The organism is Pseudomonas sp. PvP027, assembly GCF_017833005.1.
In the GTDB taxonomy this organism is placed as follows: domain Bacteria; phylum Pseudomonadota; class Gammaproteobacteria; order Pseudomonadales; family Pseudomonadaceae; genus Aquipseudomonas; species Aquipseudomonas congelans.
The window spans coordinates 2,855,698-2,878,426 of the sequence record NZ_JAFIBK010000001.1 but is presented as its reverse complement, the minus strand read 5'-3'; the positions used below and the strand labels follow the sequence as shown (position 1 = coordinate 2,878,426).

Annotated in this window: 16 protein-coding genes; 12 read left to right on the top strand and 4 right to left on the bottom strand. The window is 60.9% G+C overall.

The features are described from left to right. Nucleotides 1–169: 169 nt before the first annotated feature. The 11 genes from JOE33_RS12065 to hemE all read left to right on the top strand — a co-directional run bounded on the left by JOE33_RS12065 (nucleotide 170) and on the right by hemE (nucleotide 16,306). The gene (locus tag JOE33_RS12065) at nucleotides 170–1,234 is read left to right on the top strand and encodes a type IV pilus assembly protein PilM (RefSeq protein ID WP_003414236.1); all 1,065 of its coding nucleotides are present in this window, start codon (nucleotides 170–172) and stop codon (nucleotides 1,232–1,234) included. Then, nucleotides 1,234–1,809 (top strand): PilN domain-containing protein, encoded by a 576-nt coding sequence (locus tag JOE33_RS12060; protein WP_096140169.1) that lies wholly within the window; start codon nucleotides 1,234–1,236, stop codon nucleotides 1,807–1,809. Before JOE33_RS12065 ends, JOE33_RS12060 begins: the two co-directional genes overlap by 1 nt. Next, the gene (gene pilO / locus JOE33_RS12055) at nucleotides 1,806–2,429 is read left to right on the top strand and encodes a type 4a pilus biogenesis protein PilO (RefSeq protein WP_010438765.1); all 624 of its coding nucleotides are present in this window, start codon (nucleotides 1,806–1,808) and stop codon (nucleotides 2,427–2,429) included. Before JOE33_RS12060 ends, pilO begins: the two co-directional genes overlap by 4 nt. After that, on the top strand, nucleotides 2,426–2,953 hold the full coding sequence (pilP, locus tag JOE33_RS12050; RefSeq protein WP_003350151.1) for a type 4a pilus biogenesis lipoprotein PilP: 528 nt from the start codon (nucleotides 2,426–2,428) through the stop codon (nucleotides 2,951–2,953). Before pilO ends, pilP begins: the two co-directional genes overlap by 4 nt. A gap of 47 nt (nucleotides 2,954–3,000) precedes the next feature. Continuing rightward, entirely contained in the window at nucleotides 3,001–5,106 is a 2,106-nt protein-coding gene (gene pilQ, locus JOE33_RS12045) for a type IV pilus secretin PilQ (RefSeq protein ID WP_010438770.1), read from the top strand. A 4-nt stretch (nucleotides 5,107–5,110) separates the two neighbouring features. Beyond that, nucleotides 5,111–5,629, top strand: coding sequence for a shikimate kinase AroK (gene aroK, locus JOE33_RS12040; RefSeq protein WP_024684306.1), 519 nt, complete (start codon nucleotides 5,111–5,113; stop codon nucleotides 5,627–5,629). Nucleotides 5,630–5,744: 115 nt separating this feature from the next. Next, complete coding sequence (gene aroB / locus JOE33_RS12035; protein ID WP_010438776.1) at nucleotides 5,745–6,848, top strand: 3-dehydroquinate synthase; 1,104 nt, start codon at nucleotides 5,745–5,747, stop codon at nucleotides 6,846–6,848. 10 nt (nucleotides 6,849–6,858) lie between these two features. Further along, nucleotides 6,859–8,484, top strand: coding sequence for an AAA family ATPase (locus JOE33_RS12030; RefSeq protein ID WP_209924074.1), 1,626 nt, complete (start codon nucleotides 6,859–6,861; stop codon nucleotides 8,482–8,484). 358 nt (nucleotides 8,485–8,842) lie between these two features. Continuing rightward, nucleotides 8,843–13,288: a glutamate synthase large subunit gene (gene gltB / locus JOE33_RS12025; protein WP_032613288.1), complete on the top strand. Its 4,446-nt coding sequence runs from the start codon at nucleotides 8,843–8,845 to the stop codon at nucleotides 13,286–13,288. 121 nt (nucleotides 13,289–13,409) lie between these two features. Beyond that, nucleotides 13,410–14,828: an FAD-dependent oxidoreductase gene (locus JOE33_RS12020; protein ID WP_010438787.1), complete on the top strand. Its 1,419-nt coding sequence runs from the start codon at nucleotides 13,410–13,412 to the stop codon at nucleotides 14,826–14,828. A 413-nt stretch (nucleotides 14,829–15,241) separates the two neighbouring features. Next, nucleotides 15,242–16,306: a uroporphyrinogen decarboxylase gene (hemE, locus tag JOE33_RS12015; RefSeq protein WP_054992537.1), complete on the top strand. Its 1,065-nt coding sequence runs from the start codon at nucleotides 15,242–15,244 to the stop codon at nucleotides 16,304–16,306. 60 nt (nucleotides 16,307–16,366) lie between these two features. Here hemE and JOE33_RS12010 read toward each other — a convergent pair whose 3' ends face one another. The 4 genes from JOE33_RS12010 to JOE33_RS11995 all read right to left on the bottom strand — a co-directional run bounded on the left by JOE33_RS12010 (nucleotide 16,367) and on the right by JOE33_RS11995 (nucleotide 21,616). After that, nucleotides 16,367–17,842 (bottom strand): D-aminoacylase, encoded by a 1,476-nt coding sequence (locus JOE33_RS12010; RefSeq protein ID WP_187625010.1) that lies wholly within the window; start codon nucleotides 17,840–17,842, stop codon nucleotides 16,367–16,369. A 3-nt stretch (nucleotides 17,843–17,845) separates the two neighbouring features. Beyond that, complete coding sequence (locus JOE33_RS12005; protein ID WP_010438795.1) at nucleotides 17,846–18,706, bottom strand: MurR/RpiR family transcriptional regulator; 861 nt, start codon at nucleotides 18,704–18,706, stop codon at nucleotides 17,846–17,848. Further along, on the bottom strand, nucleotides 18,707–20,056 hold the full coding sequence (locus JOE33_RS12000; protein WP_187625011.1) for a gluconate:H+ symporter: 1,350 nt from the start codon (nucleotides 20,054–20,056) through the stop codon (nucleotides 18,707–18,709). A 291-nt stretch (nucleotides 20,057–20,347) separates the two neighbouring features. Continuing rightward, the gene (locus JOE33_RS11995; protein ID WP_187625012.1) at nucleotides 20,348–21,616 is read right to left on the bottom strand and encodes an MFS transporter; all 1,269 of its coding nucleotides are present in this window, start codon (nucleotides 21,614–21,616) and stop codon (nucleotides 20,348–20,350) included. 115 nt (nucleotides 21,617–21,731) lie between these two features. Between JOE33_RS11995 and JOE33_RS11990 the strand changes: the two genes are divergently transcribed. After that, nucleotides 21,732–22,622 carry a LysR family transcriptional regulator gene (locus JOE33_RS11990; protein WP_010438806.1) on the top strand — a complete coding sequence of 297 codons (891 nt, stop codon included), beginning with the start codon at nucleotides 21,732–21,734 and terminating at the stop codon, nucleotides 22,620–22,622. The last annotated feature ends 107 nt before the right edge of the window (nucleotides 22,623–22,729 follow it).

Sequence of the window (22,729 nt, the reverse complement as noted above, 5' to 3'; positions counted from 1 at the left end):
CAGGCATTTACAAATGAACATGCCTTGAAGCTTTATTAAATGAAAAAAACGCTGGGCATTATAAGCATTTTTCGTCCCCAAGCGTGATTTGCGCTACTGTCAAGGCTGTCGACCGTGACGTTGGCCCGAAATAACTCCGTAAGTGACGGAAACTCATAGGAATCAGGTTGTGTTCGAACTCTTCAGTAAGAAGGCCAACACCCTTCTAGGGATCGATATTAGCTCCACCTCGGTAAAACTCCTGGAATTGAGTCGTTCCGGCACCCGTTACAAGGTCGAGTCTTACGCAGTTGAGCCATTGCCGGCCAACGCTGTCGTCGAAAAGAATATTGCCGAACTCGAAGGGGTCGGTCAGGCGTTGTCACGCGTACTCGTCAAGGCCAAGACCAGCGTCAAGATCGTGGCGGTTGCCGTGGCCGGTTCGGCGGTGATCACCAAGACCATCGAGATGGACGCCGGTCTTTCCGACGACGACATGGAAAACCAGCTCAAGCTTGAAGCTGACCAGTACATCCCCTATCCGCTGGAAGAAGTTGCCATCGATTTCGAAGTGCAGGGCTACTCGGTGCGCAATCCCGAGCGCGTCGAGGTGTTGCTGGCGGCCTGCCGCAAGGAGAACGTCGAGGTGCGCGAGGCCGCGCTGGCATTGGCCGGGCTGACCGCGCGGGTCGTCGATGTCGAGGCCTACGCCCTGGAGCGTTCGTTCGGGCTGCTGGCCGCGCAACTGGGCAACGGTCATGACGAGCTGACGGTGGCCGTGGTCGATATCGGCGCCACCATGACCACCCTCAGTGTGCTGCATCATGGCCGGATCATTTACACCCGCGAGCAGCTGTTTGGCGGGCGCCAGCTGACTGACGAAATCCAGCGTCGCTACGGGCTTTCCATGGAGGAAGCCGGGCTTGCAAAGAAGCAGGGCGGCTTGCCTGACGACTACGTCAGCGAGGTGCTCGATCCCTTCAAGGAAGCGCTGGTGCAGCAGGTTTCCCGATCGCTGCAGTTCTTCTTTGCAGCCGGTCAATACAACTCCGTGGATCACATCATGCTGGCAGGCGGCACGGCTTCGATTTCAGGGCTGGAGCATCTGATCCAGCGCCGCATCGGCACTCCGACCATGGTCGCCAACCCGTTTGCCGATATGGCCCTGAGCTCCAAGGTCAACGCCGGCGCCCTGGCCAGTGATGCGCCGGCGCTGATGATCGCCTGTGGCCTGGCGTTGAGGAGCTTCGACTGATGGCACGGATCAACTTATTACCGTGGCGCGAAGAGCTTCGCGAAGAACGAAAGAAACGCTTCCTGACCGTACTGGTCGGCGTGCTGGTGGTGTCAGTCGGCATTCTGTTTCTGATCGATCGTTACGTCAGCAACGCCATAGAGCATCAGATGGCGCGCAATGCGTTTCTGCAGACGCAGATTGCCCAGCTCGATATCCGCATCAAGGAAATCAGCGATCTCAAGGCCCGTCGCAAGCAACTGCTTGAGCGCATGAAGATCATTCAGGACCTGCAGGGCAACCGGCCGATCACCGGGCGCGTCTTCGATCAACTGGCGCGCACCCTGCCGGACGGCGTCTATTACTCGCAGGTCAAAATGACCGACAAGCTGATTGCGATCAATGGTGCTGCCGAGTCGAACAACCGGGTTTCCGACCTGATGCGCAATCTTGAAGCCTCTGACTGGCTCGAAGCGCCAAGCCTTACCGAGGTCAAGGCCACCACGGCCGGTGCTGTGGATCAGGCCAACGTCTTTCAACTGACCGTACGCCAGACCCAGCCACCGGTTGCCGCTGCCGCAGGAGCCAAGCCATGAATATGTCCGAATGGCTTGAAGGGCTGCGCAAGGTCGATCTGAGCGAGCTGGACCTGAACAACCTCGGCTCATGGCCAGCAGCGGTCAAGGCCATTGCCGGGGTACTGGTTGCGGTACTGATTTTCGCACTGGGCTATTTCTTCTTTATCCAGGACCTGGAAACCCAGCTGGAAAGCGCGCAGAACAGCGAGGTGACGCTCAAGGAGCAGTTCTCCAACAAGGCCTTCCAGGCGGCCAACCTCGAGCCGTACAAGAAACAGATGGAAGAAATGGAAAACACCTTCGGTGCCCTGCTGCGGCAGTTGCCCAGCGACACCGAAGTGCCCGGCCTGCTTGAGGACATCACCCGTACCGGGCTGGGGAGCGGGCTCGAGTTCGAGGAAATCAAGCTGTTGCCCGAGGCGGTCCAGCAGTTCTACATCGAGCTGCCGATACAGATCACCGTGGTCGGCAGTTATCACGATCTGGCGACCTTCGTCAGCGGCGTGGCCAGCCTGCCGCGCATCGTCACGTTGCATGATTTCGAGATCAAGCCGGTCGATCCCAAGGTGCCGACCAAGTTGCGCATGAGCATTCTGGCCAAGACCTACCGCTACAACGATGAAGGGCTGAAGAAATGAGGGCGGCGCGATTGCTGTGCGTCAGTGTGGTTCTGGCAGGGCTGGCCGGTTGCGGTAATGACAATGATTTTGCCGATCTTTCTGAATTCATGGATCAGGCCAGAGCCCGCCCGAGTGGCAACATCGAGCCGCTCCCCAAGTTTCGGCCGTATGAGGCGTTCACCTACAACGCCTCCACGCTGCGCAGTCCTTTTCAGCCGCCGGTCAAGATCGACCTGCTCAACCGCCAGAAGGGTTCACGGCTGGTGGCACCGGACGAACACCGGGTCAGGCAGTTCCTCGAAGGCTTCAATATCGAGTCGTTCGAGATGGTCGGCACGATTGGCAACGAGTCAGGCACATTTGCCCTGCTGCGCGGTGCCGGAGGTGTTCATCGCGTCAAGGTTGGCGATTATCTGGGGCGTAACAACGGCCGGGTAGTGTCGATCGGCGATGCGCAGGTTGATGTCATCGAAATTGTTCCTGATGGAGAGGGGGCGTGGCTGGAAAGGCCGCGCACGATCGCCCTCAAAGAACGCTCATGAAGTGGGCAAGGCCAAGTATGCACAGTAGCGCTCAACGGAAATTGATCATGACCCGGATTCTCTCGATTATCGGCGTGTCGTTATGCATCGCGATGCTGTCGCCGGTTCTCCAGGCTGCCAACCTCAAGACCCTGGATGTCGCCGCCCTGCCGGGTGACCGCATCGAGCTGAAACTGGCATTCGACGCCCCGGTGCCTGCGCCGCGGGGCTACACCACGGCGCAACCGGCGCGCATTGCGCTGGACCTGCCGGGTGTTACCAGCCAACTGGCGACCAAAAGCCGAGACCTGGGCAGTGGCAATGCGCACAGTGTCGTCGTGGTACAAGCTCAGGACCGCACTCGGGTGATCATCAACCTGACCACGCTTTCGCCTTACAGCTCCCGCGTCGATGGCAACAACCTGTTCGTGGTCATCGGCCAGGGTGCCGCCGCTGCGCAAGCCTCCCAGCCGACCACTGCAATGGGCGCGCAACGGGTCGCGGTACCGCCGCCCACGCCAGCATCCGCCAAGCCGTTTATCCCTGCAGGCGTCAAGGCCATCAGGAACGTCGACTTCCAGCGTGGCGAGCTGGGTGAGGGCAATGTGGTCATCGACCTGAGCAACCCCAGCATTGCCCCGGATATCCAGGAGCAGGGCGGCAAGATTCGCGTGGACTTCGCCAAGACTCAGTTGCCCGAACCGCTGCGCGTCCGGCTGGACGTCAAGGACTTCGCCACGCCGGTGCAGTTCGTCAGTGCTTCGGCGTCGGGTGACAAGGCCAGCATTCTGATCGAGCCGTCGGGCGCCTTCGATTACTCGGCGTTCCAGACCGAAAACAAGCTGACCATCAGCGTGCGTCCATTGACCAACGAGGACCTGGACCGCCGCGCTGCCGACAAGCCGGTGTATACCGGTGAAAAGCTGTCGTTGAACTTCCAGGACATCGATGTGCGTTCGGTGCTGCAACTGATTGCCGACTTCACCAACCTCAATCTGGTGGCCAGCGATACGGTCCAGGGCGGTATCACGCTGCGTCTGCAGAATGTGCCGTGGGATCAGGCGCTGGATCTGGTGCTGAAAACCAAGGGGCTGGACAAGCGCAAGGTCGGCAACGTTCTGCTGGTCGCGCCCGCCGATGAAATTGCTGCCCGCGAACGTCAGGAGCTGGAATCGCTCAAGCAGATCGCCGAGCTGGCGCCCTTGCGCCGCGAGCTGCTGCAGGTCAATTACGCCAAGGCCGCCGACATCGCCAAGCTGTTCCAGTCCGTGACCAGTGCCGAATCCAAGGCCGACGAGCGCGGCTCGATCACGGTGGACGACCGGACCAATAACATCATTGCCTACCAGACCCAGGAGCGACTCGACGAACTGCGTCGTATCGTTTCGCAACTGGACATCCCGGTACGCCAGGTGATGATCGAGGCACGCATCGTCGAGGCCAACGTCGATTACAACAAGCAGCTGGGGGTTCGCTGGGGCGGTAGAACCAACATCTCGGGAACCAGTAACTGGAGCGCGGGAGGCCTGGACAACAGGGGCGACGAGGCCGGCAACACCGGCAACAGCCTGGGGCCGAACATTCCCTTCGTCGATCTGGGTGCCGCGGATGCGACGACCGGCATCGGTCTCGGCTTCGTGACCAACAACACGCTGCTGGATCTTGAGCTGAGTGCCATGGAGAAAACCGGTAACGGTGAAATCGTCTCCCAGCCCAAGGTGGTCACTTCCGACAAGGAAACCGCCAAGATCCTCAAGGGTACGGAGATCCCGTATCAGGAATCCAGCTCCAGCGGTGCGACGACGGTGAGTTTCAAGGAGGCTTCCCTGTCGCTTGAAGTGACGCCGCAGATCACGCCCGACAATCGCATCATCATGGAAGTGAAGGTCACCAAGGACGAGCCGGACTACCTGAATGCGGTACTGGGCGTACCGCCCATCAAGAAGAACGAGGTCAACGCCAAGGTGCTGATTTCCGACGGCGAAACCATCGTCATCGGTGGTGTGTTCTCGAATACGCAAAGTAAAGTTGTCGATAAAGTGCCATTTCTTGGCGATGTACCGTATCTTGGCCGGCTTTTCAGGCGCGATGTGGTATCCGAGTCCAAATCCGAGCTGTTGGTATTTCTGACTCCGCGTATCATGAACAACCAGGCGATTTCTGTGAGTCGTTGATTTTGTGCGAAATTTAATACTTGTGGGGCCGATGGGTGCTGGCAAGAGCACCATCGGCCGTTTGCTTGCCAAAGAATTGCGACTGCCGTTCAAGGATTCCGACAAGGAAATCGAGCTGCGTACGGGCGCCAACATTCCCTGGATCTTCGACAAGGAAGGCGAACCGGGTTTTCGTGATCGCGAGCAGGCCATGATTGCCGAACTGTGCGACGCCGATGGTGTGGTTCTGGCGACCGGCGGAGGCGCGGTCATGCGCAGCGAAAATCGCCAGGCGCTGCGGGCCGGCGGGCGCGTGGTTTATCTGCATGCCTCGATCGAGCAGCAGGTGGGGCGCACCGCGCGTGACCGCAATCGTCCTTTGCTGCGTACCGCCGATCCTGCCCGGGTGCTGAGCGAACTGCTGGCCATCCGCGACCCGTTTTATCGGGAAATCGCCGATATAGTGATTGAAACCGATGAGCGGCCGCCCCGAATGGTGGTTCTCGAGATACTGGCGCGACTGGCAGAGCTTCCTCCCCGTTAAAGCGCAGGCGAAAATGCGCTATTCTCGTCGACCAGCAAAACAGCGTCGGTTCATGGCCTTGCGTCCTGACCTGCTGAAGCACAAACCGTCCAACCGGTAATCAATGTGGGGATACATGCAGACACTTAAGGTCGAGCTTGGTGAGCGTAGCTACCCGATCCATATTGGCGAAGGCCTGCTGGATCAGCCAGAGCTCCTGACCCCGCATATCGTCGGGCGACAGGTGGCTATCGTCTCCAACACGACAGTGGCACCGCTGTACTTGGAGCGTCTGACGCAAACCCTGGCCGGTTACAACGTTCTGCCGATTGTTCTGCCCGATGGCGAGGCGTTCAAGAACTGGGAAACCCTGCAGACCATTTTCGATGGCCTGCTGACCGCTCGTCATGATCGTCGCACCACGGTTATCGCCCTCGGGGGCGGGGTGATCGGCGACATGGCCGGGTTCGCCGCCGCCTGTTATCAGCGCGGCGTGAACTTCATCCAGATCCCGACCACGCTGCTGTCTCAGGTGGATTCGTCGGTCGGCGGCAAGACCGGTATCAATCATCCGCTGGGCAAGAACATGGTAGGTGCCTTCTATCAGCCGAGTGTAGTGCTGATCGATACCGCCTCGCTCAATACCCTGCCCGAGCGTGAGCTGTCCGCCGGGCTGGCCGAAGTCATCAAATATGGTCTGATCTGCGACGAGCCCTTTCTGACCTGGCTCGAAGAGCACGTCGATGCGCTGCGCGGCCTGGACCAGGCGGCGCTGACTGTAGCCATCGAACGTTCCTGCGCCGCCAAGGCGCTGGTGGTCGGCGCCGATGAGCGCGAGTCCGGTGTTCGTGCGACATTGAACCTGGGCCACACATTCGGGCACGCCATCGAGACGCATATGGGCTATGGTGTCTGGCTGCATGGCGAGGCGGTTGCTGCCGGTACGGTCATGGCGCTGGAAATGTCCTCGCGCCTGGGCTGGATCAGCACGCAGGAGCGGGATCGCGGCATTCGCCTGTTTCAGCGTGCCGGGCTGCCGGTCGTGCCACCGCAGGACATGACGGAAGACAATTTCCTCGAACACATGGCGATCGACAAGAAAGTCATCGACGGTCGCCTGCGTCTGGTGCTGTTGCGCCGGATGGGTGAAGCGGTTATCACGGACGAATATCCAAAAGAAGTATTACAGGCCACTCTGGTTGCGGATTATCGCGCCCTGGTGGATCAGCTCAGAGGTTAACGGAAACCCCATGACTAGTTTGCATGCCGACGAGGCCTTCCTCGGCCATTATCAGTTGAGTCATGACCCCTTTGCTGCGCGGGTACCTGGCTTCAAATTCTTTCCTGCCCAACGCAAGCCTGTGCTGGGTCAGCTTCACCACCTGGCGCGCTACAGTCAGCTTTTGCTGGCGGTGACCGGGCCGCAGGGCAGCGGCAAGACCCTGCTGCGCCAGGCGCTGGTGGCAAGCACCAACAAGCAGTCGGTACAAAGTGTCGTGATTTCTGCGCGCGGTGCCGGCGATGCGGCGGGCGTGCTGCAGCAGGTCGCGCAGGCGCTGAGCGTCGCGCAGGCTGAAATGCAGTCGATCCTGTCGCAGGTCGTGCAGCTCGGGCTGACCGGCCAGGAAGTCTACTTGCTGGTTGACGATGCGGAACAACTTGGCGATTCGGCGCTCGAAGCGTTGCTGGGTCTTGCTGCGGGAACGCCTGAAGGGCGTCCGCATGTATTCCTGTTCGGAGAGCCATCACTGCTCGATCGTCTCGATCAGATGTGTGCCGACCTCCAAGGCGATGTCGAAGGCGAACGCTTTCACGTCATCGAGCTGCAACCCTATACGGAAGAGGAAACCCGGGAGTATCTGGCTCAGCGTCTGGAGGGTGCAGGGCAGGGAATCGCGTTGTTTACCGCCGACCAGATCACCGATATTCATGAACAGTCCGATGGCTGGCCTGGCGCAATCAACCAGGTAGCCCGCGATTCAATGATCGAGGCGATGATCGCGAGTCGTTCCGCGGTCAAGCGTCCAAGTGTGGGGTTCAAAATGCCGAAAAAACACGTATTGGCCTTGGGTGCCGTTGTCATAGTGGCCGTGGCAGCAGCGGTGCTGATCCCGGGTCGCGGCGACAAGACGGGTACACTCGCCAATGCCCCGGCTTCCGCTCAGGCGCAACTGCCGCTGGGTGAAGGCAAACCAACTGCTCAACAATCGAACAACGGTAGCCCGGCTATCGAGTTCGCGGGCAACTCCCAGCCGATGCCGTTGCCGATGAATGGCAACTCGCAGCCGGTGATGCGCGGCCCTCTGGCTGAAGCCGCCGGGTCCAGTGATTCCGACGAAGACGCAGTGCCGACAGGTTCGCCTGCACAGCCGCCGACCGTGACCACGACTGCGCCGCCAGCCGGTGTCCCGGTAGGTCAGGCCGCAGCGCAGACGCCTCGTTCGTCCATCCCTGCACCGACCCCGGCGCCCGCGCCAGCCGCCAAGCCTGCGCCTGCGCAGACTCAGGTCGCCACAGCCAAGCCAGCCCCGGCTCCGGCTGCCAAACCGGCTGAAAAACCGGCAGCGGCCGCCGCCAAACCAGCCGCCGGCGGTAGCTGGTACAGCAGCCAGGCACCAGGCCACTACGTGGTGCAGATTCTCGGCACCAGCTCCGAAGCGACGGCTCAGGCCTATGTTGCAGAGCAGGGTGGCGAGTATCGTTATTTCAAGAAAACCCTGCAGGGCAAGCCGCTGTACGTTGTGACGTATGGCAACTTTCCTGACCGCGCTGCCGCCCTGGCAGCCATCAAGGTATTGCCAGCCAAGGTTCAGGCTGGTAAACCTTGGCCTCGTACTGTCGCCAGCGTCCAACAAGAGCTCGGCGCCACTCGTTGAAGTCGCAGCGGCCCTACCCGGGCCGTTCGCCGACCTACCTGACTTAACCCGCCTGCACGCGCGGCCTATCGGCCCGCGCCTTGCGGCGTCTGCGTTACAAGCGCCTTGCAGTCTCCCGTCGCGTCAGTCAGATTCCCGAAGAAATACTTTGACTAGCACAGCGACCCGTTTTAAAACTTTCATAATTGCGACATTGATTATCAACCAATCGTCGTTAAATTTGTGAGCTCTGGTGTCGCTGTGTACAATGACCTCCGTTTTGCCTGTCCGAAGCTGGCGCACGTTCGGCGTGACGGGTAATTGGTTGAATTAAAAGGAAATTTGCCTCAAATAGAGGCAGCCTGGTGAGAAAGTGTCTATGAAAGCAGGTCTGTACCAACCAGATGAATTCAAGGATAACTGCGGCTTCGGCCTGATCGCTCATATGCAGGGCGAGCCCAGTCATCACCTGTTGCAGACGGCCGTTCAGGCCCTGACCTGCATGACCCACCGTGGCGGTATCAACGCCGACGGCAAGACCGGCGACGGTTGCGGTCTGTTGATTCAGAAGCCTGATGGCTTCCTGCGTGCGATCGCCAAGGAACACTTCGGTGTCGATCTGCCCCGCCAATATGCTGTGGGCATGGTGTTCCTCAATCAGGACGACGCCAAGGCCGATGCCGCACGCGAAAACATGAACCGCGAAATCCTCGCCGAAGGCCTGGATCTGGTCGGCTGGCGTCAGGTGCCGATCGATACCAGCGTTCTGGGTCGTCTGGCGCTGGAGCGCCTGCCGAAAATCGAGCAGGTATTCATTGGCGGTGAGGGCCTGAGCGATCAGGAATTCGCCATCAAACTGTTCAGTGCGCGTCGCCGCTCGTCGGTGTCCAACGCCGCAGATACCGATCACTACATCTGCAGTTTTTCGCACAAGACCATCATTTATAAAGGCCTGATGATGCCGGCCGACCTCACGGCCTTCTTCCCGGACCTGAGCGACGAGCGTCTGCAGACCGCCATCTGTGTGTTCCACCAGCGCTTTTCCACCAATACCCTGCCGAAATGGCCGCTGGCGCAGCCGTTCCGTTTCCTCGCCCACAACGGCGAGATCAACACCATCACCGGCAACCGCAACTGGGCACAGGCGCGGCGCACGAAGTTCACCAACGATCTGATGGACCTGGACGAGCTGGGCCCGCTGGTCAACCGCGTGGGTTCTGACTCATCGAGCATGGACAACATGCTCGAGCTGATGGTCACCGGCGGCATCGACCTGTTCCGTGGCGTGCGCATGATCATTCCGCCTGCGTGGCAGAACGTCGAGACCATGGACCCGGATCTGCGGGCGTTCTATGAGTACAACTCCATGCACATGGAGCCGTGGGACGGCCCTGCGGGCGTGGTCATGACCGAAGGTCGCCATGCGGTCTGCCTGCTTGACCGCAACGGCCTGCGCCCGGCGCGCTGGGTTACCACCAAGAACGGCTACATCACCCTGGCGTCGGAAATCGGCGTGTGGGACTACAAGCCTGAAGATGTCATCGCCAAGGGCCGTGTCGGTCCGGGGCAGATCTTTGCCGTGGACACCGAAACCGGCCAGATCCTCGACACCGATGCCATCGACAACCGCCTCAAGTCGCGTCATCCGTACAAGCAATGGCTGCGCAAGAATGCCCTGCGCATTCAGGCCACCATGGAAGACAACGACCACGGTTCGGCTTTTTACGACAGCGAGCAGCTCAAGCAGTACATGAAGATGTATCAGGTCACGTTCGAAGAGCGTGATCAGGTGCTGCGTCCGCTCGGCGAGCAGGGTCAGGAAGCCGTAGGCTCGATGGGTGATGACACGCCAATGGCCGTGCTGTCGCGTCGTGTTCGTTCGCCTTACGATTACTTCCGCCAGCAGTTTGCGCAGGTCACCAACCCGCCGATCGACCCGCTGCGCGAAGCCATCGTCATGTCGCTGGAAATCTGCCTCGGTGCCGAGCGCAATATTTTCCAGGAGTCGCCGGAGCACGCCTCGCGCGTGATCCTCAGCTCGCCGGTCATTTCGCCAGCCAAATGGCGTTCGCTGATGAACCTGGAGCGTCCAGGGTTCGAACGCCATATCATCGACCTGAACTACGATGAAAGCCTGGGCCTTGAAGCCGCTGTACGCAGCGTTGCCGATCAGGCCGAAGAGGCCGTGCGTGCCGGTCATACGCTGATCGTGCTGAGCGACCGACACATTGCGCCGGGCAAACTGCCGGTGCACGCCTCGCTGGCGGTCGGCGCGGTTCACCACCGTCTGACCGAACGGGGTCTGCGCTGCGACAGCAACATTCTGGTCGAAACCGCGACGGCGCGTGACCCGCACCATTTCGCCGTGCTGATCGGCTTCGGTGCCTCGGCGGTCTATCCGTTCCTGGCCTACGAAGTGCTGGGCGACCTGATCCGTACCGGCGAAGTGCTGGGCGATCTGTATGAAGTCTTCAAGAACTACCGCAAAGGCATTACCAAGGGCCTGCTCAAGATCCTGTCGAAGATGGGCATCTCGACCGTTGCGTCCTACCGTGGCGCGCAACTGTTCGAAGCCATCGGTCTGTCCGAGGAAGTCTGTGACATCAGCTTCCGCGGTGTACCGAGCCGTCTGAAGGGCGCGCGCTTCGTCGACATCGAAGCCGAACAGAAGGCGCTGGCTGCCGAAGCCTGGAGCCCGCGCAAGCCGATCCAGCAAGGCGGCCTGCTCAAGTTCGTGTTTGGTGGCGAGTACCACGCCTACAACCCGGACGTGGTCAGCACCCTGCAGGCTGCCGTGCAGCAGGGCGACTACAGCAAGTTCAAGGAATACACCTCGCTGGTGGATCAGCGCCCGGTGTCGATGATTCGCGACCTGCTGCAGGTCAGGACAATCGATCAGCCGCTGAACATTGACGAAATCGAGCCGCTGAGCGAAATCCTCAAGCGCTTCGACTCGGCCGGTATTTCTCTGGGTGCCTTGTCGCCCGAGGCCCACGAAGCGCTGGCCGAGGCGATGAACCGTCTGGGCGCGCGCTCCAACTCCGGTGAGGGGGGCGAAGACCCTGCCCGTTACGGCACGGTGCGCAGTTCCAAGATCAAGCAGATTGCGACGGGTCGCTTTGGCGTGACGCCAGAGTATCTGGTCAATGCCGATGTGCTGCAGATCAAGGTCGCGCAGGGCGCCAAACCGGGCGAGGGCGGGCAACTGCCGGGCGGCAAGGTCAATGGCCTGATCGCCAAGCTGCGTTATGCGGTACCGGGCGTGACGCTGATTTCGCCGCCTCCGCACCACGACATCTATTCCATCGAAGACTTGTCGCAGCTGATTTTTGACCTGAAGCAGGTCAACCCGGCGGCGCTGGTCTCGGTCAAACTGGTGGCAGAAGCGGGCGTCGGCACCATTGCCGCCGGTGTCGCCAAGGCCTACGCCGACCTGATCACCATTTCCGGTTACGACGGTGGCACCGGTGCATCGCCGCTGACCTCGATCAAATACGCCGGCGCGCCGTGGGAGCTGGGGCTGGCCGAAACTCACCAGACCCTGCGTGGCAACGACCTGCGCGGCAAGGTCCGGGTACAGACCGATGGTGGTCTGAAAACCGGCCTGGACGTGATCAAGGCCGCCATCCTCGGGGCCGAAAGCTTCGGCTTCGGCACCGCGCCGATGATCGCGCTGGGCTGCAAATACCTGCGTATCTGCCACCTGAACAACTGCGCCACCGGCGTAGCGACCCAGAATGAAAAGCTGCGCAAGGACCACTACATCGGCACCGTCGACATGGTGATCAACTTCTTCACCTACGTGGCAGAAGAAACCCGTGAGTGGCTGGCCAAGCTGGGTGTTCGCTCGCTGGAAGAGCTGATCGGTCGTACCGACCTGCTGGACATCCTGCCGGGCGAAACCGAGAAGCAGCAGCATCTGGACCTGACACCGTTGCTGGGCAGCGACCACATCCCGGCCGACAAGCCTCAGTTCAGCCTGGTGGATCGCAACCCACCGTTCGACAAGGGCCTGCTGGCCGAGAAGATGGTAGAAATGGCCAAGCCGGCCATCGAGTCGCTCAGCGGCGGCGACTACGAACTGGATATCTGCAACTGCGACCGTTCGATCGGCGCGCGCATCTCCGGCGAAATCGCCAGATTGCATGGCAACCAGGGCATGAACAAGGCACCTGTCACCTTCCGCTTCAAGGGCACTGCCGGTCAGAGCTTCGGGGTGTGGAACGCCGGTGGCCTGCACATGTACCTGGAAGGCGATGCCAACGACTACGTCGGCAAGGGCATGACCGCTGGCAAGCTGGTAATCGTGCCGCCCAAGGGCAGCCCGTTCAAGACCAACGAAAGCGCGATTATCGGCAACACCTGCCTGTACGGCGCAACCGGCGGCAAGCTGTTTGCGGCGGGTACGGCAGGCGAGCGTTTCGCCGTGCGTAACTCCGGGGCCCACACCGTCGTGGAAGGCACTGGCGATCATTGCTGCGAATACATGACCGGTGGTTTCGTCTGCGTACTGGGCAAGACCGGCTACAACTTCGGTTCCGGCATGACCGGCGGTTTCGCCTATGTGCTCGACCTGGACAACACCTTCGTTGACCTCGTCAACCATGAACTGGTCGAGATCCAGCGTATCAGCGGCGAATCGATGGAGGCTTACCGCACTCACCTGCAAAGTGTCCTGAATGAATACGTCGCGGAAACCGACAGCGAATGGGGCCGCAATATCGCGGAAAACCTGGACGATTACCTGCGTCGTTTCTGGCTGGTCAAGCCCAAGGCTGCCAACCTGAAATCGCTGCTCTCCAGTACACGGGCCAATCCGCAATAACAGCAGCTGCGAGCGGCAAGCATCACGCCGCACGTTAACAGCAGTGCGCCAATTGCCTGCGATCATGATTCCCGCAGCTTCAGGCTTGTAACCTGAAGCTGCTGCAAAGAGGCTCCAGAGAATGGCTGAACGTCTCAGTAACGACTTCCAGTTCATCGACGTCGGACGTAAAGACCCGAAGAAGAAACTGCTGCGTCAACGCAAGAAAGAGTTCGTGGAAATCTACGAGCCTTTCAAGCCACAGCAGTCTGCCGATCAGGCACACCGCTGCCTGGGCTGCGGCAACCCGTATTGCGAATGGAAGTGCCCGGTGCACAACTTCATTCCCAACTGGCTCAAGCTGGTCGCCGAGGGCAATATCCTTGCGGCTGCGGAATTGTCGCACCAGACCAACACCCTGCCGGAAGTCTGCGGCCGCGTGTGCCCGCAGGATCGCCTGTGTGAAGGTGCCTGCACACTGAACGACGGCTTCGGTGCGGTAACCATCGGTTCGGTCGAGAAGTACATCACTGATACCGCCTTCGCCATGGGCTGGCGTCCGGACATGTCCAAAGTCGTGCCGACCGGCAAGCGCGTCGCGATCATCGGCGCAGGGCCTGCGGGCCTGGGCTGTGCCGACGTGCTGGTGCGTGGCGGCGTGACCCCGGTGGTGTTCGACAAGAACCCGGAAATCGGCGGTCTGCTGACCTTCGGCATCCCGGAATTCAAGCTGGAGAAATCCGTGCTGAGCCATCGCCGTGAAGTGTTCACCGGCATGGGCATCGAATTCCGTCTCAACACCGAAGTCGGCAAGGATGTCACCATCGATCAACTGCTCGAAGAATACGATGCCGTGTTCATGGGCATGGGCACCTACACCTACATGAAAGGCGGTTTCCCCGGTGAGGATCTGCCGGGCGTGCACGACGCGCTCGACTTCCTGATCGCCAACGTCAATCGCAACCTGGGCTTTGAAAAGGCGCCGGAAGACTTTGTCGACATGAAAGGCAAGCGGGTTGTGGTTCTGGGCGGTGGCGACACGGCGATGGACTGCAACCGCACCTCGATCCGCCAGGGCGCCAAGTCAGTGACCTGCGCCTACCGTCGCGACGAAGAAAACATGCCGGGTTCGCGCAAGGAAGTGAAAAACGCCAAGGAAGAAGGCGTGAAGTTCCTCTACAACCGTCAGCCTATCGCCATCATCGGCGAGGGCAAGGTTGAAGGCGTGAAAGTGGTCGAGACACGCCTGGGCGAACCGGATGCCCGTGGTCGTCGCAGTCCCGAACCGATTCCGGGCTCCGAAGAGATCATCCCGGCAGAAGCCGTGGTCATCGCCTTCGGCTTCCGCCCGAGCCCGGCGCCCTGGTTCGAGCAGTTCACGATCAGCACCGACAGCCAGGGCCGTGTCGTGGCCCCGGAGCAGGCGCAGTACAAGCACCAGACCAGCAACCCGAAAATCTTCGCCGGTGGCGACATGGTGCGCGGCTCCGACCTGGTGGTGACTGCGATCTTCGAAGGCCGCAATGCGGCTGAAGGGATTCTGGATTACCTGGGCGTCTGAGCCTAGTGTTGCCAGAGCGCGCCGTTACTGAGGCGCGCTCTGGCAACATGCGTCTACCCTTCGTATGCACTGTGCCAATGTCTCTGACATTCCTCCTCTCACTGCTTACCCTGAACAACAAGGGGCCGGAGCTTAACGCGGTCATCGAAGTCAATCCCGATGCGCTGCATCCTCCTGATTCAACAGGGCGGGGCAAATGGCGCTTGATACTCGAACCGGGCGAGAAGGGCGCCATCAAGAGGCTTTGGAGATCAAGGACACCCGCAAAAAGAAAGTTCAGGTGGCGTAGCGACACGATCCGTTGCAGCGTATTACCACCACAAATCGCCTCGATAGACAAAAGGCACGGCTCTCGCCGTGCCTTTTGCGTCGGGCTCTGAGAAAATGCCGGCACTTTTATTGCGGATGCCGACATGACTGCCCTGAAGAACGACCGTTTCCTTCGCGCTTTGCTCAAGCAACCCGTAGACGTCACGCCGGTATGGATGATGCGTCAGGCAGGCCGCTACCTGCCCGAGTATCGCGCCAGCCGTGCCAGTGCAGGGGATTTCATGAGCCTGTGCAAGAACCCGCAGTTCGCCTGTGAAGTCACCCTGCAGCCGCTGGATCGCTATCCGCTGGATGCGGCGATTCTGTTCTCCGACATCCTGACCATCCCCGATGCAATGGGCCAGGGTCTGTACTTCGAAACCGGCGAAGGCCCGCGTTTCAAGAAAACCGTCAGTACGCTGGCCGACATCGAAGCGTTGCCGATCCCTGATGCACAGCAGGATCTGGGCTACGTGATGGACGCGGTCAGCACCATTCGCCGCGAACTCAACGGTCGTGTACCGCTGATCGGTTTCGCCGGCAGCCCCTGGACGCTGGCGACCTATATGGTCGAGGGCGGCTCGTCGAAGGACTTCCGCAAGTCCAAGGCGATGCTCTACGACAACCCGCAAGCCATGCACCTGCTGCTCGACAAGCTGGCGCAGTCAGTGACCTCTTACCTCAATGGCCAGATTCTGGCCGGGGCGCAGGCCGTGCAGATTTTCGACAGCTGGGGCGGCAGCCTCTCCTCGGCGGCGTACCAGGAGTTCTCGCTGGCCTACATGCGCAAGATCGTCAACGGCCTGATTCGCGAAAACGACGGGCGCAAGGTGCCAGTGATCGTGTTCACCAAAGGTGGCGGGCTGTGGCTGGAAAGCATTGCCGACATCGGTGCAGACACCCTCGGGCTTGACTGGACCTGCGACATCGGCGAAGCGCGTCAGCGTGTCGGCAGCAAGGTTTCGCTGCAAGGCAACATGGACCCGACCGTGCTTTACGCGCGCCCGGAAGCCATCCGCCAGGAAGTCGCACGCATCCTTGCCAGCTACGGCAGCGGCACCGGCCACGTCTTCAACCTTGGCCACGGCATCACCCCTGAAGTCGACCCGGCCAATGCCGGTGCGTTCATCAACGCGGTGCACGAGTTGTCGGCGCAGTATCACGCGTAACTGTCGAAGCAATGATGCGTCGATAACTCAAGACGCATCGGTTTATTCCAGCGCCGACGACTATGTCGGCGCTTTTGCATCCGCAAAGCCTTCCCGCAGCGAACCGCTGCGCGGCAGGAATCGGCCCTGTCGCTCGCCTTGTGGCTCGCCTTCGGCGTAGCTCAAGCGGCCGTTGACCCAGACACCGTCGATGCCCTGCGCCGCTCGCTGAGGGTCTTTGAAATCCGCGACGTCGCGAACGGTTTGCGGGTTGAACAGCACCAGATCCGCCCAGTAACCCTCGCGAATGAGGCCGCGCTCGTGCAAGGCGAAGCGCGAGGCCGACAGCCCGGTCATTTTGTGTACGGCGGTGTGCAGTGCAAACAACCCCTTGTCCCGGCTGAAATGCCCGAGCACCCTTGGGAACGCACCCCACAAGCGCGGGTGTGGAAACGGGTCTTCCGGAAGGCCATCGGAGCCGATCATCGTGAGCGGGTGAGACATGATGCGTTCGACGTCGCCCTCATCCATGCCGTAGTACACCGCGCCGGCAGGCTGCAACTTGCGTGCGGCGTCGAGTAATGACAGCCCCCAGTCGGCGGCAATCTCCTGCAGATCCCTGCCGCCCTGATTCGGGTGCGGGGTAGACCAGGTAATGGTAATGCGGAACGCGTCTGTGACCTGTTTAAGGTCCAGCGTCGAAGAGCTGGCCGCATAGGGATAGCAGTCGCAGCCTACCGGATGGTCCTGCGCGGCTTTTTCCAGTGCCGCCAGCAGTTGCGGGCTGCGTCCCCAGTTGCCCGCACCCGCGCATTTCATGTGCGAGATGATGACCGGTGAGCGCGCATGGCGGCCTATATCGAATGCTTCTGCCATGGCCTCGAGCACCGGCTCGAATTCGCTGCGCAGGTGGGTGGTATAGATCGCGCCGAACGCGCTGAGCTCTTCAGCCAGTTGCTTGACCTCGCTGGTTTCGGCCGAGAACGCCGAGGCGTAGGCGAGGCCGGTCGACAACCCCAGCGCGCCTGCTTCCAGGCTGTCACGCAACTGCTCGCGCATCGCGGCAATTTCTTCCGGGCTGGCGCTGCGCAACAAGTCATCCATATGGTTGCTGCGCAATGCCGTGTGGCCGATCAGGGCCGCCACGTTCACGGCGGGCCGGGCGTTTTCAACCGCCGCGCGGTAGTCGCTGAAACGTGGGTAGACGAACGCCGCCGCGTCGCCCAGCAGGTTCATCGGGTCGGGCGGATTGCCGCTCAGCGAGACCGGTGACGCGCTGATCCCGCAGTTGCCGACGATGACGGTCGTCACGCCCTGGCTGATTTTCGGCAGCATCTCGGGTTTGCGGATGACCACCGTATCGTCGTGGGTGTGCACATCGATAAACCCCGGGGCCAGCACGCGACCGGCCGCATCGATTTCTTCCCGGGCACTGGCATCGCCAAGACTGCCGATGCGCTGGATGCGTCCCTCGCTGATCGCCACATCGGCGCGCACTCCGGGTGTGTCACTGCCGTCGATGACCAGTGCGTCGCGAATGATCAGGTCATAAAGCATGGTTCAGTCTCCCAGCGGCAGGCCATCTTCGCCGCCACGGTATTCATCCAGCGCAAGCTTGATCCGGCGCAGCCGCTCCTGATTGTCTTCAGGGCTCGACAGCGCCAGTTCAGTGGCCAGCACATCGATGGTCAGCAGCATGCCGTAACGCGCTGCAGTGGGTTTGTAGATGAAATTGGTTTCAGCAATCTGCAGCGGCAGCACGACCTCGGCCAGCTGTGCCAGCGGCGAGTCAGGCAGGGTGATTGCCAGCACGCGGGCGCCGTAGCTGCGGGCCAGGGTCACGGCGTCGAGCAGTTCCGGTGTGCGTCCGCTGAGCGAGCAGACAATCAGGCTGTGTTGCGGGCCAAGCGTGGCAGCGATCATGCGCATCATCACCGGGTCGCGACAGGCCGCTACCGGGTAACCCAAGCGCACCAGACGGGTTTGCAGTTCCTCACTGCACAGGCTGGAGCAACCGCCCATGCCGAATGTGTGAATCATGCGTGCGTCGGCGACACAGGCGATGGCGGCGGCAAAGCGCGTTGCATCAAAGCCGGCCAGGTGCTGGCGCAGGGTGGCTTCGATGTCGTCGACAATCCGGGTGAAAAACGCCGATTGCTCCGGCGCTGGTTCGGGATGCAGAAAACGGCTGCCGACGCCGCTGGCCTGGGCCAGTTGCAGGCGCAAGTCGCGCAGATCCCGACAACCGATGCTGCGCGCGAAGCGTGACAGCGTCGCACTGCTGACCTCGGCGCGGCTGGCCAGCTCGTCCAGGCTGGCACTGGCCGCGAAGGCGATATCGCTGAGCAACAGCCTGGCGATTCGCCCTTCTCCCGCGCTGAGGGAATCCTGACGGGCACGTATCTGGTACAGAATGTCCACTCAAATCACCTGCGCCAGGCCCAGCGTCAGGGCGAAAGCGACGACGGAAATCAGCGTCTCCAATACCGTCCAGGTCTTGAACGTTTGCGCGACGGTCATGTTGAAATACTCCTTGATAAGCCAGAATCCACCGTCGTTGACGTGGGAAAAGATCACCGAGCCTGCGCCCGTCGCCAGCACCAGCAATTCGGGGTGCGGGTAACCCAGCCCAAGCGCGACAGGCGCAACGATGCCCGATGCCGTGGTCATCGCCACCGTCGCCGAGCCGGTCGCAACCCGCATCAGTGCCGCGAACAACCAGCCCATCAGCAGGGGTGACAGGTGAAAGTCCTGCGCCAGGCCGACGATCTGATTAGTCACGCCGCTGTCGATCAGAATGCGGTTCAAACCGCCGCCGGCACCTACCAGCAACGTGATGCCCGCGGTCGGTGCCAGGCACTCGTTGGTGAATTTCAGGATCGAGTCGCGGTTGAAGCCCTGCGCGATGCCCAGTGTCCAGAAACTCAGCAGGGTGGCCAGCAGCAAGGCAATCACCGAGTTGCCGATGAACAGCAGAAAGCTGTTGAACGCGCTGCCCGGTGTGCTGATCAGGTTGGCCCAGCCACCCAGCAGCATCAGCACCACCGGCAGCAGAATCGTTGCCATGGTCAGGCCGAAGCTGGGCAGCTTCTGGCGTGGTTCGCGGTCGAGAAACTGCCTGGCCAGCGGGTTTTCAGCTGGCAGGTGGATGTGCGGGACAATGAATTTGGCATACACCGGACCGGCGATGATCGCCGTAGGGATGCCGATCAGGATGGCGTAGAACAGCGTTTGTCCTACTGACGCCTGATACGCCTGCACCGCAAGCATCGCAGCAGGGTGCGGCGGCACCAGCGCATGCACCACCGACAGACCGGCGACCATCGGCAGGCCGACCATCAGAATCGACACCCCGACACGCCGGGCCACGGTGAAGGCAATCGGCACCAGCAGAACGAAGCCGACTTCGAAGAACAATGGTAAACCCACCAGAAACGCAATGCAGACCATGGCCCAGTGGGCGTTACGTTCGCCAAAGCGGTCGATCAGGGTGCGCGCCACCTGCTCGGCACCGCCAGACTCAGCCATCATCTTGCCCAGCATGGTGCCCAGCGCCACGACCAGCGCGATGTGCCCCAGCGTTTTGCCAACCCCCGCCTCATAAGAGGCGACCACGCCACTGGCCGGCATTCCAGCGACCAGTGCCAGAGCGACCGAAACGAGCGTAATGACGATGAACGGATTAAGGCGATAACGCGCGATCAGCACGATCAAGGCGATGATGGCGACAACGGCGTAGACCAATAGCGAAATACCGGGTGACGGCGACATAGCGACGGTTCCTTGCAAAGTGGGTAGGCGAGCGCGCAACACCAACGGCTGAAGCCGTCAGCCTGAAGGCGACTCGGGAGTACTCGGCAGGGATGACGCAATAAGGTGAAGCAGCGGCGTTTCAGGGCGATCACAGGTATTCATTGTTTTTATCTCTGTTTTCGTGATGAAAATAAATTACACGAAAATGAAATATAAACAAATATATGAAAATAATTTTCTTGGGAGGGGTGAATGGCCGATGGCAGGACACATTGCGTCCCTGCTCATCAGCCAGCGTCTGCCAGGTGACTAAACCTTCGCCCCCAGCGGCTGCAACCTTGCCAGCCGCAACGCTACCCCGAGGGCGATGAGCAGCAACACGCCGATAAACAGCCCGATACCGTTCCAGCCCGCGTAGTGCCAGAACACGCCGCCGCCGGTTCCGGCCACGCTCGAGCCTGCGTAGTAACAGAACAGGTAGAGGGACGCGGCCTGACCTTTGGCGGTGGTGGCCCTGCGTCCCACCCAGCTGCTGGCCACCGAATGCGCGCCGAAGAAGCCGAAGGTGAAGATCAGTACGCCGACGATCACCAGCGGCAGCGGGGTGAACAGGGTCAGCAGCAGGCCGGCCAGCATCATCACGATGACGGCCCACAGCACTTGTCGACGGCCGAGGCGGTCAGCCAGCGAGCCGATCTTTGCCGAGCTGTAGATGCCCGACAGGTACACCACGGAAAACACGCCGACCACGGCCTGGCTCAGGTTGTAGGGTGCACTCAGAAAGCGGTAGGCGATGTAGTTGAACAGCGTGACGAAAGCGCCCATCAGCAAAAAGCCGGTCAGAAACAGCAGCGGCAGGCCAGCATCGCGGAACTGCACCACAAACCCGTCGATCAGACTACGAGGGTGCAGCGAGCGCGGGCGGAAGTTGCGTGACGCCGGCAGGATCCCCCAGAACACTGCTGCGGCGATCAGCGCCAGTCCGCCGACCACCAGCATCGCCGCATGCCAGCTGACGTAGTCGATCATCACCCCGACGATCAGCCTTCCGCTCATGCCGCCGACAGCGCTACCGCCTATATACAGCCCCATTGCCAGGCCCAGATGCGTGGGGTGGATCTCCTCGCTCAAGTAAGTCATCGCCACTGCCGCCAGGCCGCTCAGCGACAGGCCTACCAGGGCGCGGGTTATCAGTACGCCCTCCCAGCTGGGCATCAGGGCGCTGGCAATGGTGAACAGCGAGGCGCAGAACAGCGCCATGACCATTACCGGCTTGCGACCCAACCGGTCGGATATCGGCCCGGTGATCAGCAGACCGATGGCGAGCATTGCCGTGGCTACCGACAGGATCAGGCTGCTTTGTGCCGCAGTCAGGGAGAACTCGCTGGACAGCGTCGGCATCATCGGCTGAACGCAGTACAGCAGGGTAAAGGTCGAAAACCCGCCAGCGAACAGCGCCAGTGCCGTGCGTTTGAAAAGTGGCGTGTTCTTTTCGATGTAGGTATCGCCGGGCAGTGTCGACGACTGCACGGGTGAGGTATTCAAGTCAGGGGCGGGCGGGGCAACGGCAGGGTTCACAAGGACCTCAGGGCACGATTGAGCAGGCAATGAAAAAATCATATAGCTCGCTAATCATTCCATCCAATATATTGTTCGACCTGTTTGATAGGTAAAACGACTTAATGGAGGCCGCATGGAATTGCGCCATCTGCGTTACTTCATCGCGGTAGCCGAAGAGCTGCATTTTGGCCGTGCAGCGCAGGCGCTGGGGATTTCTCAGCCACCGCTCAGTCAGCAGATTCAGACTCTGGAGCAGGAACTGGGCACGCGTCTTTTCGAGCGCACCAACCGGCGCGTCGAGTTGAGCGAATCCGGGCGGCTGTTTCTCGAGGAAGCACGGCTGGTGCTGGCGCAGGTCGACAAGGCCACCGATGTGGCGCGGCGCGCGCAACTGGGTGAGATCGGCGAATTGAAGATCGGCTTCACCTCGTCTGCGCCGTTTACGTCGAGCATCCCGCAGGCGATTTTTGCCTTCCGTCAGGCCTACCCGGACGTACACCTGACCCTGACCGAAATCACCAGTCAGGAAGTGGCGGCAGGTCTTGAGGACAAGACCATTCAGGTCGGCATCATGCGCCCGCTGGCATTGCCCGATTCACTGGTGGTGTTCGAACTGCTGAACGAACCACTGGTGGCGATCATGCGTGCCGACCATCCGCTGGCGGCAGAAAGCGAGGAGGGGATCTACATGGCGGCGCTGGCTACGGAGCCGTTTGTGTTCTTCCCGCGCACCTACGGCAGCGGCATCTACGCGCAAGTCCTGAGCCTGGCGCGTGCCGCAGGGTTCAGCCCTCTGATCACCCAGGAAGCGGGCGAAGTGATGACCATCATCGGCCTGGTTGCAGCAGGCTTGGGCGTCACCGTACTGCCTGCGTCCTACCGGCGAATGCGCATCGACGGCGTGGTCTACCGCAACGTCCTCGACCCCGGTGCAACCAGCGCCGTGTGGCTGGTGCAACGCAAGGACGAACAATCGCCCATGGCCAAGGCGTTCACCGAGCTGTTGACGCGTAACGTCGGGTGATTCAAAGGCGCTGATGATAGGACGCAGAGCGTCCAGAACGGCATGCGACGCGGAGCGTCGCACGATAGTTGAGGTTCTGCTTTTGGTTCTGGCCGCAGGCCGTAGGA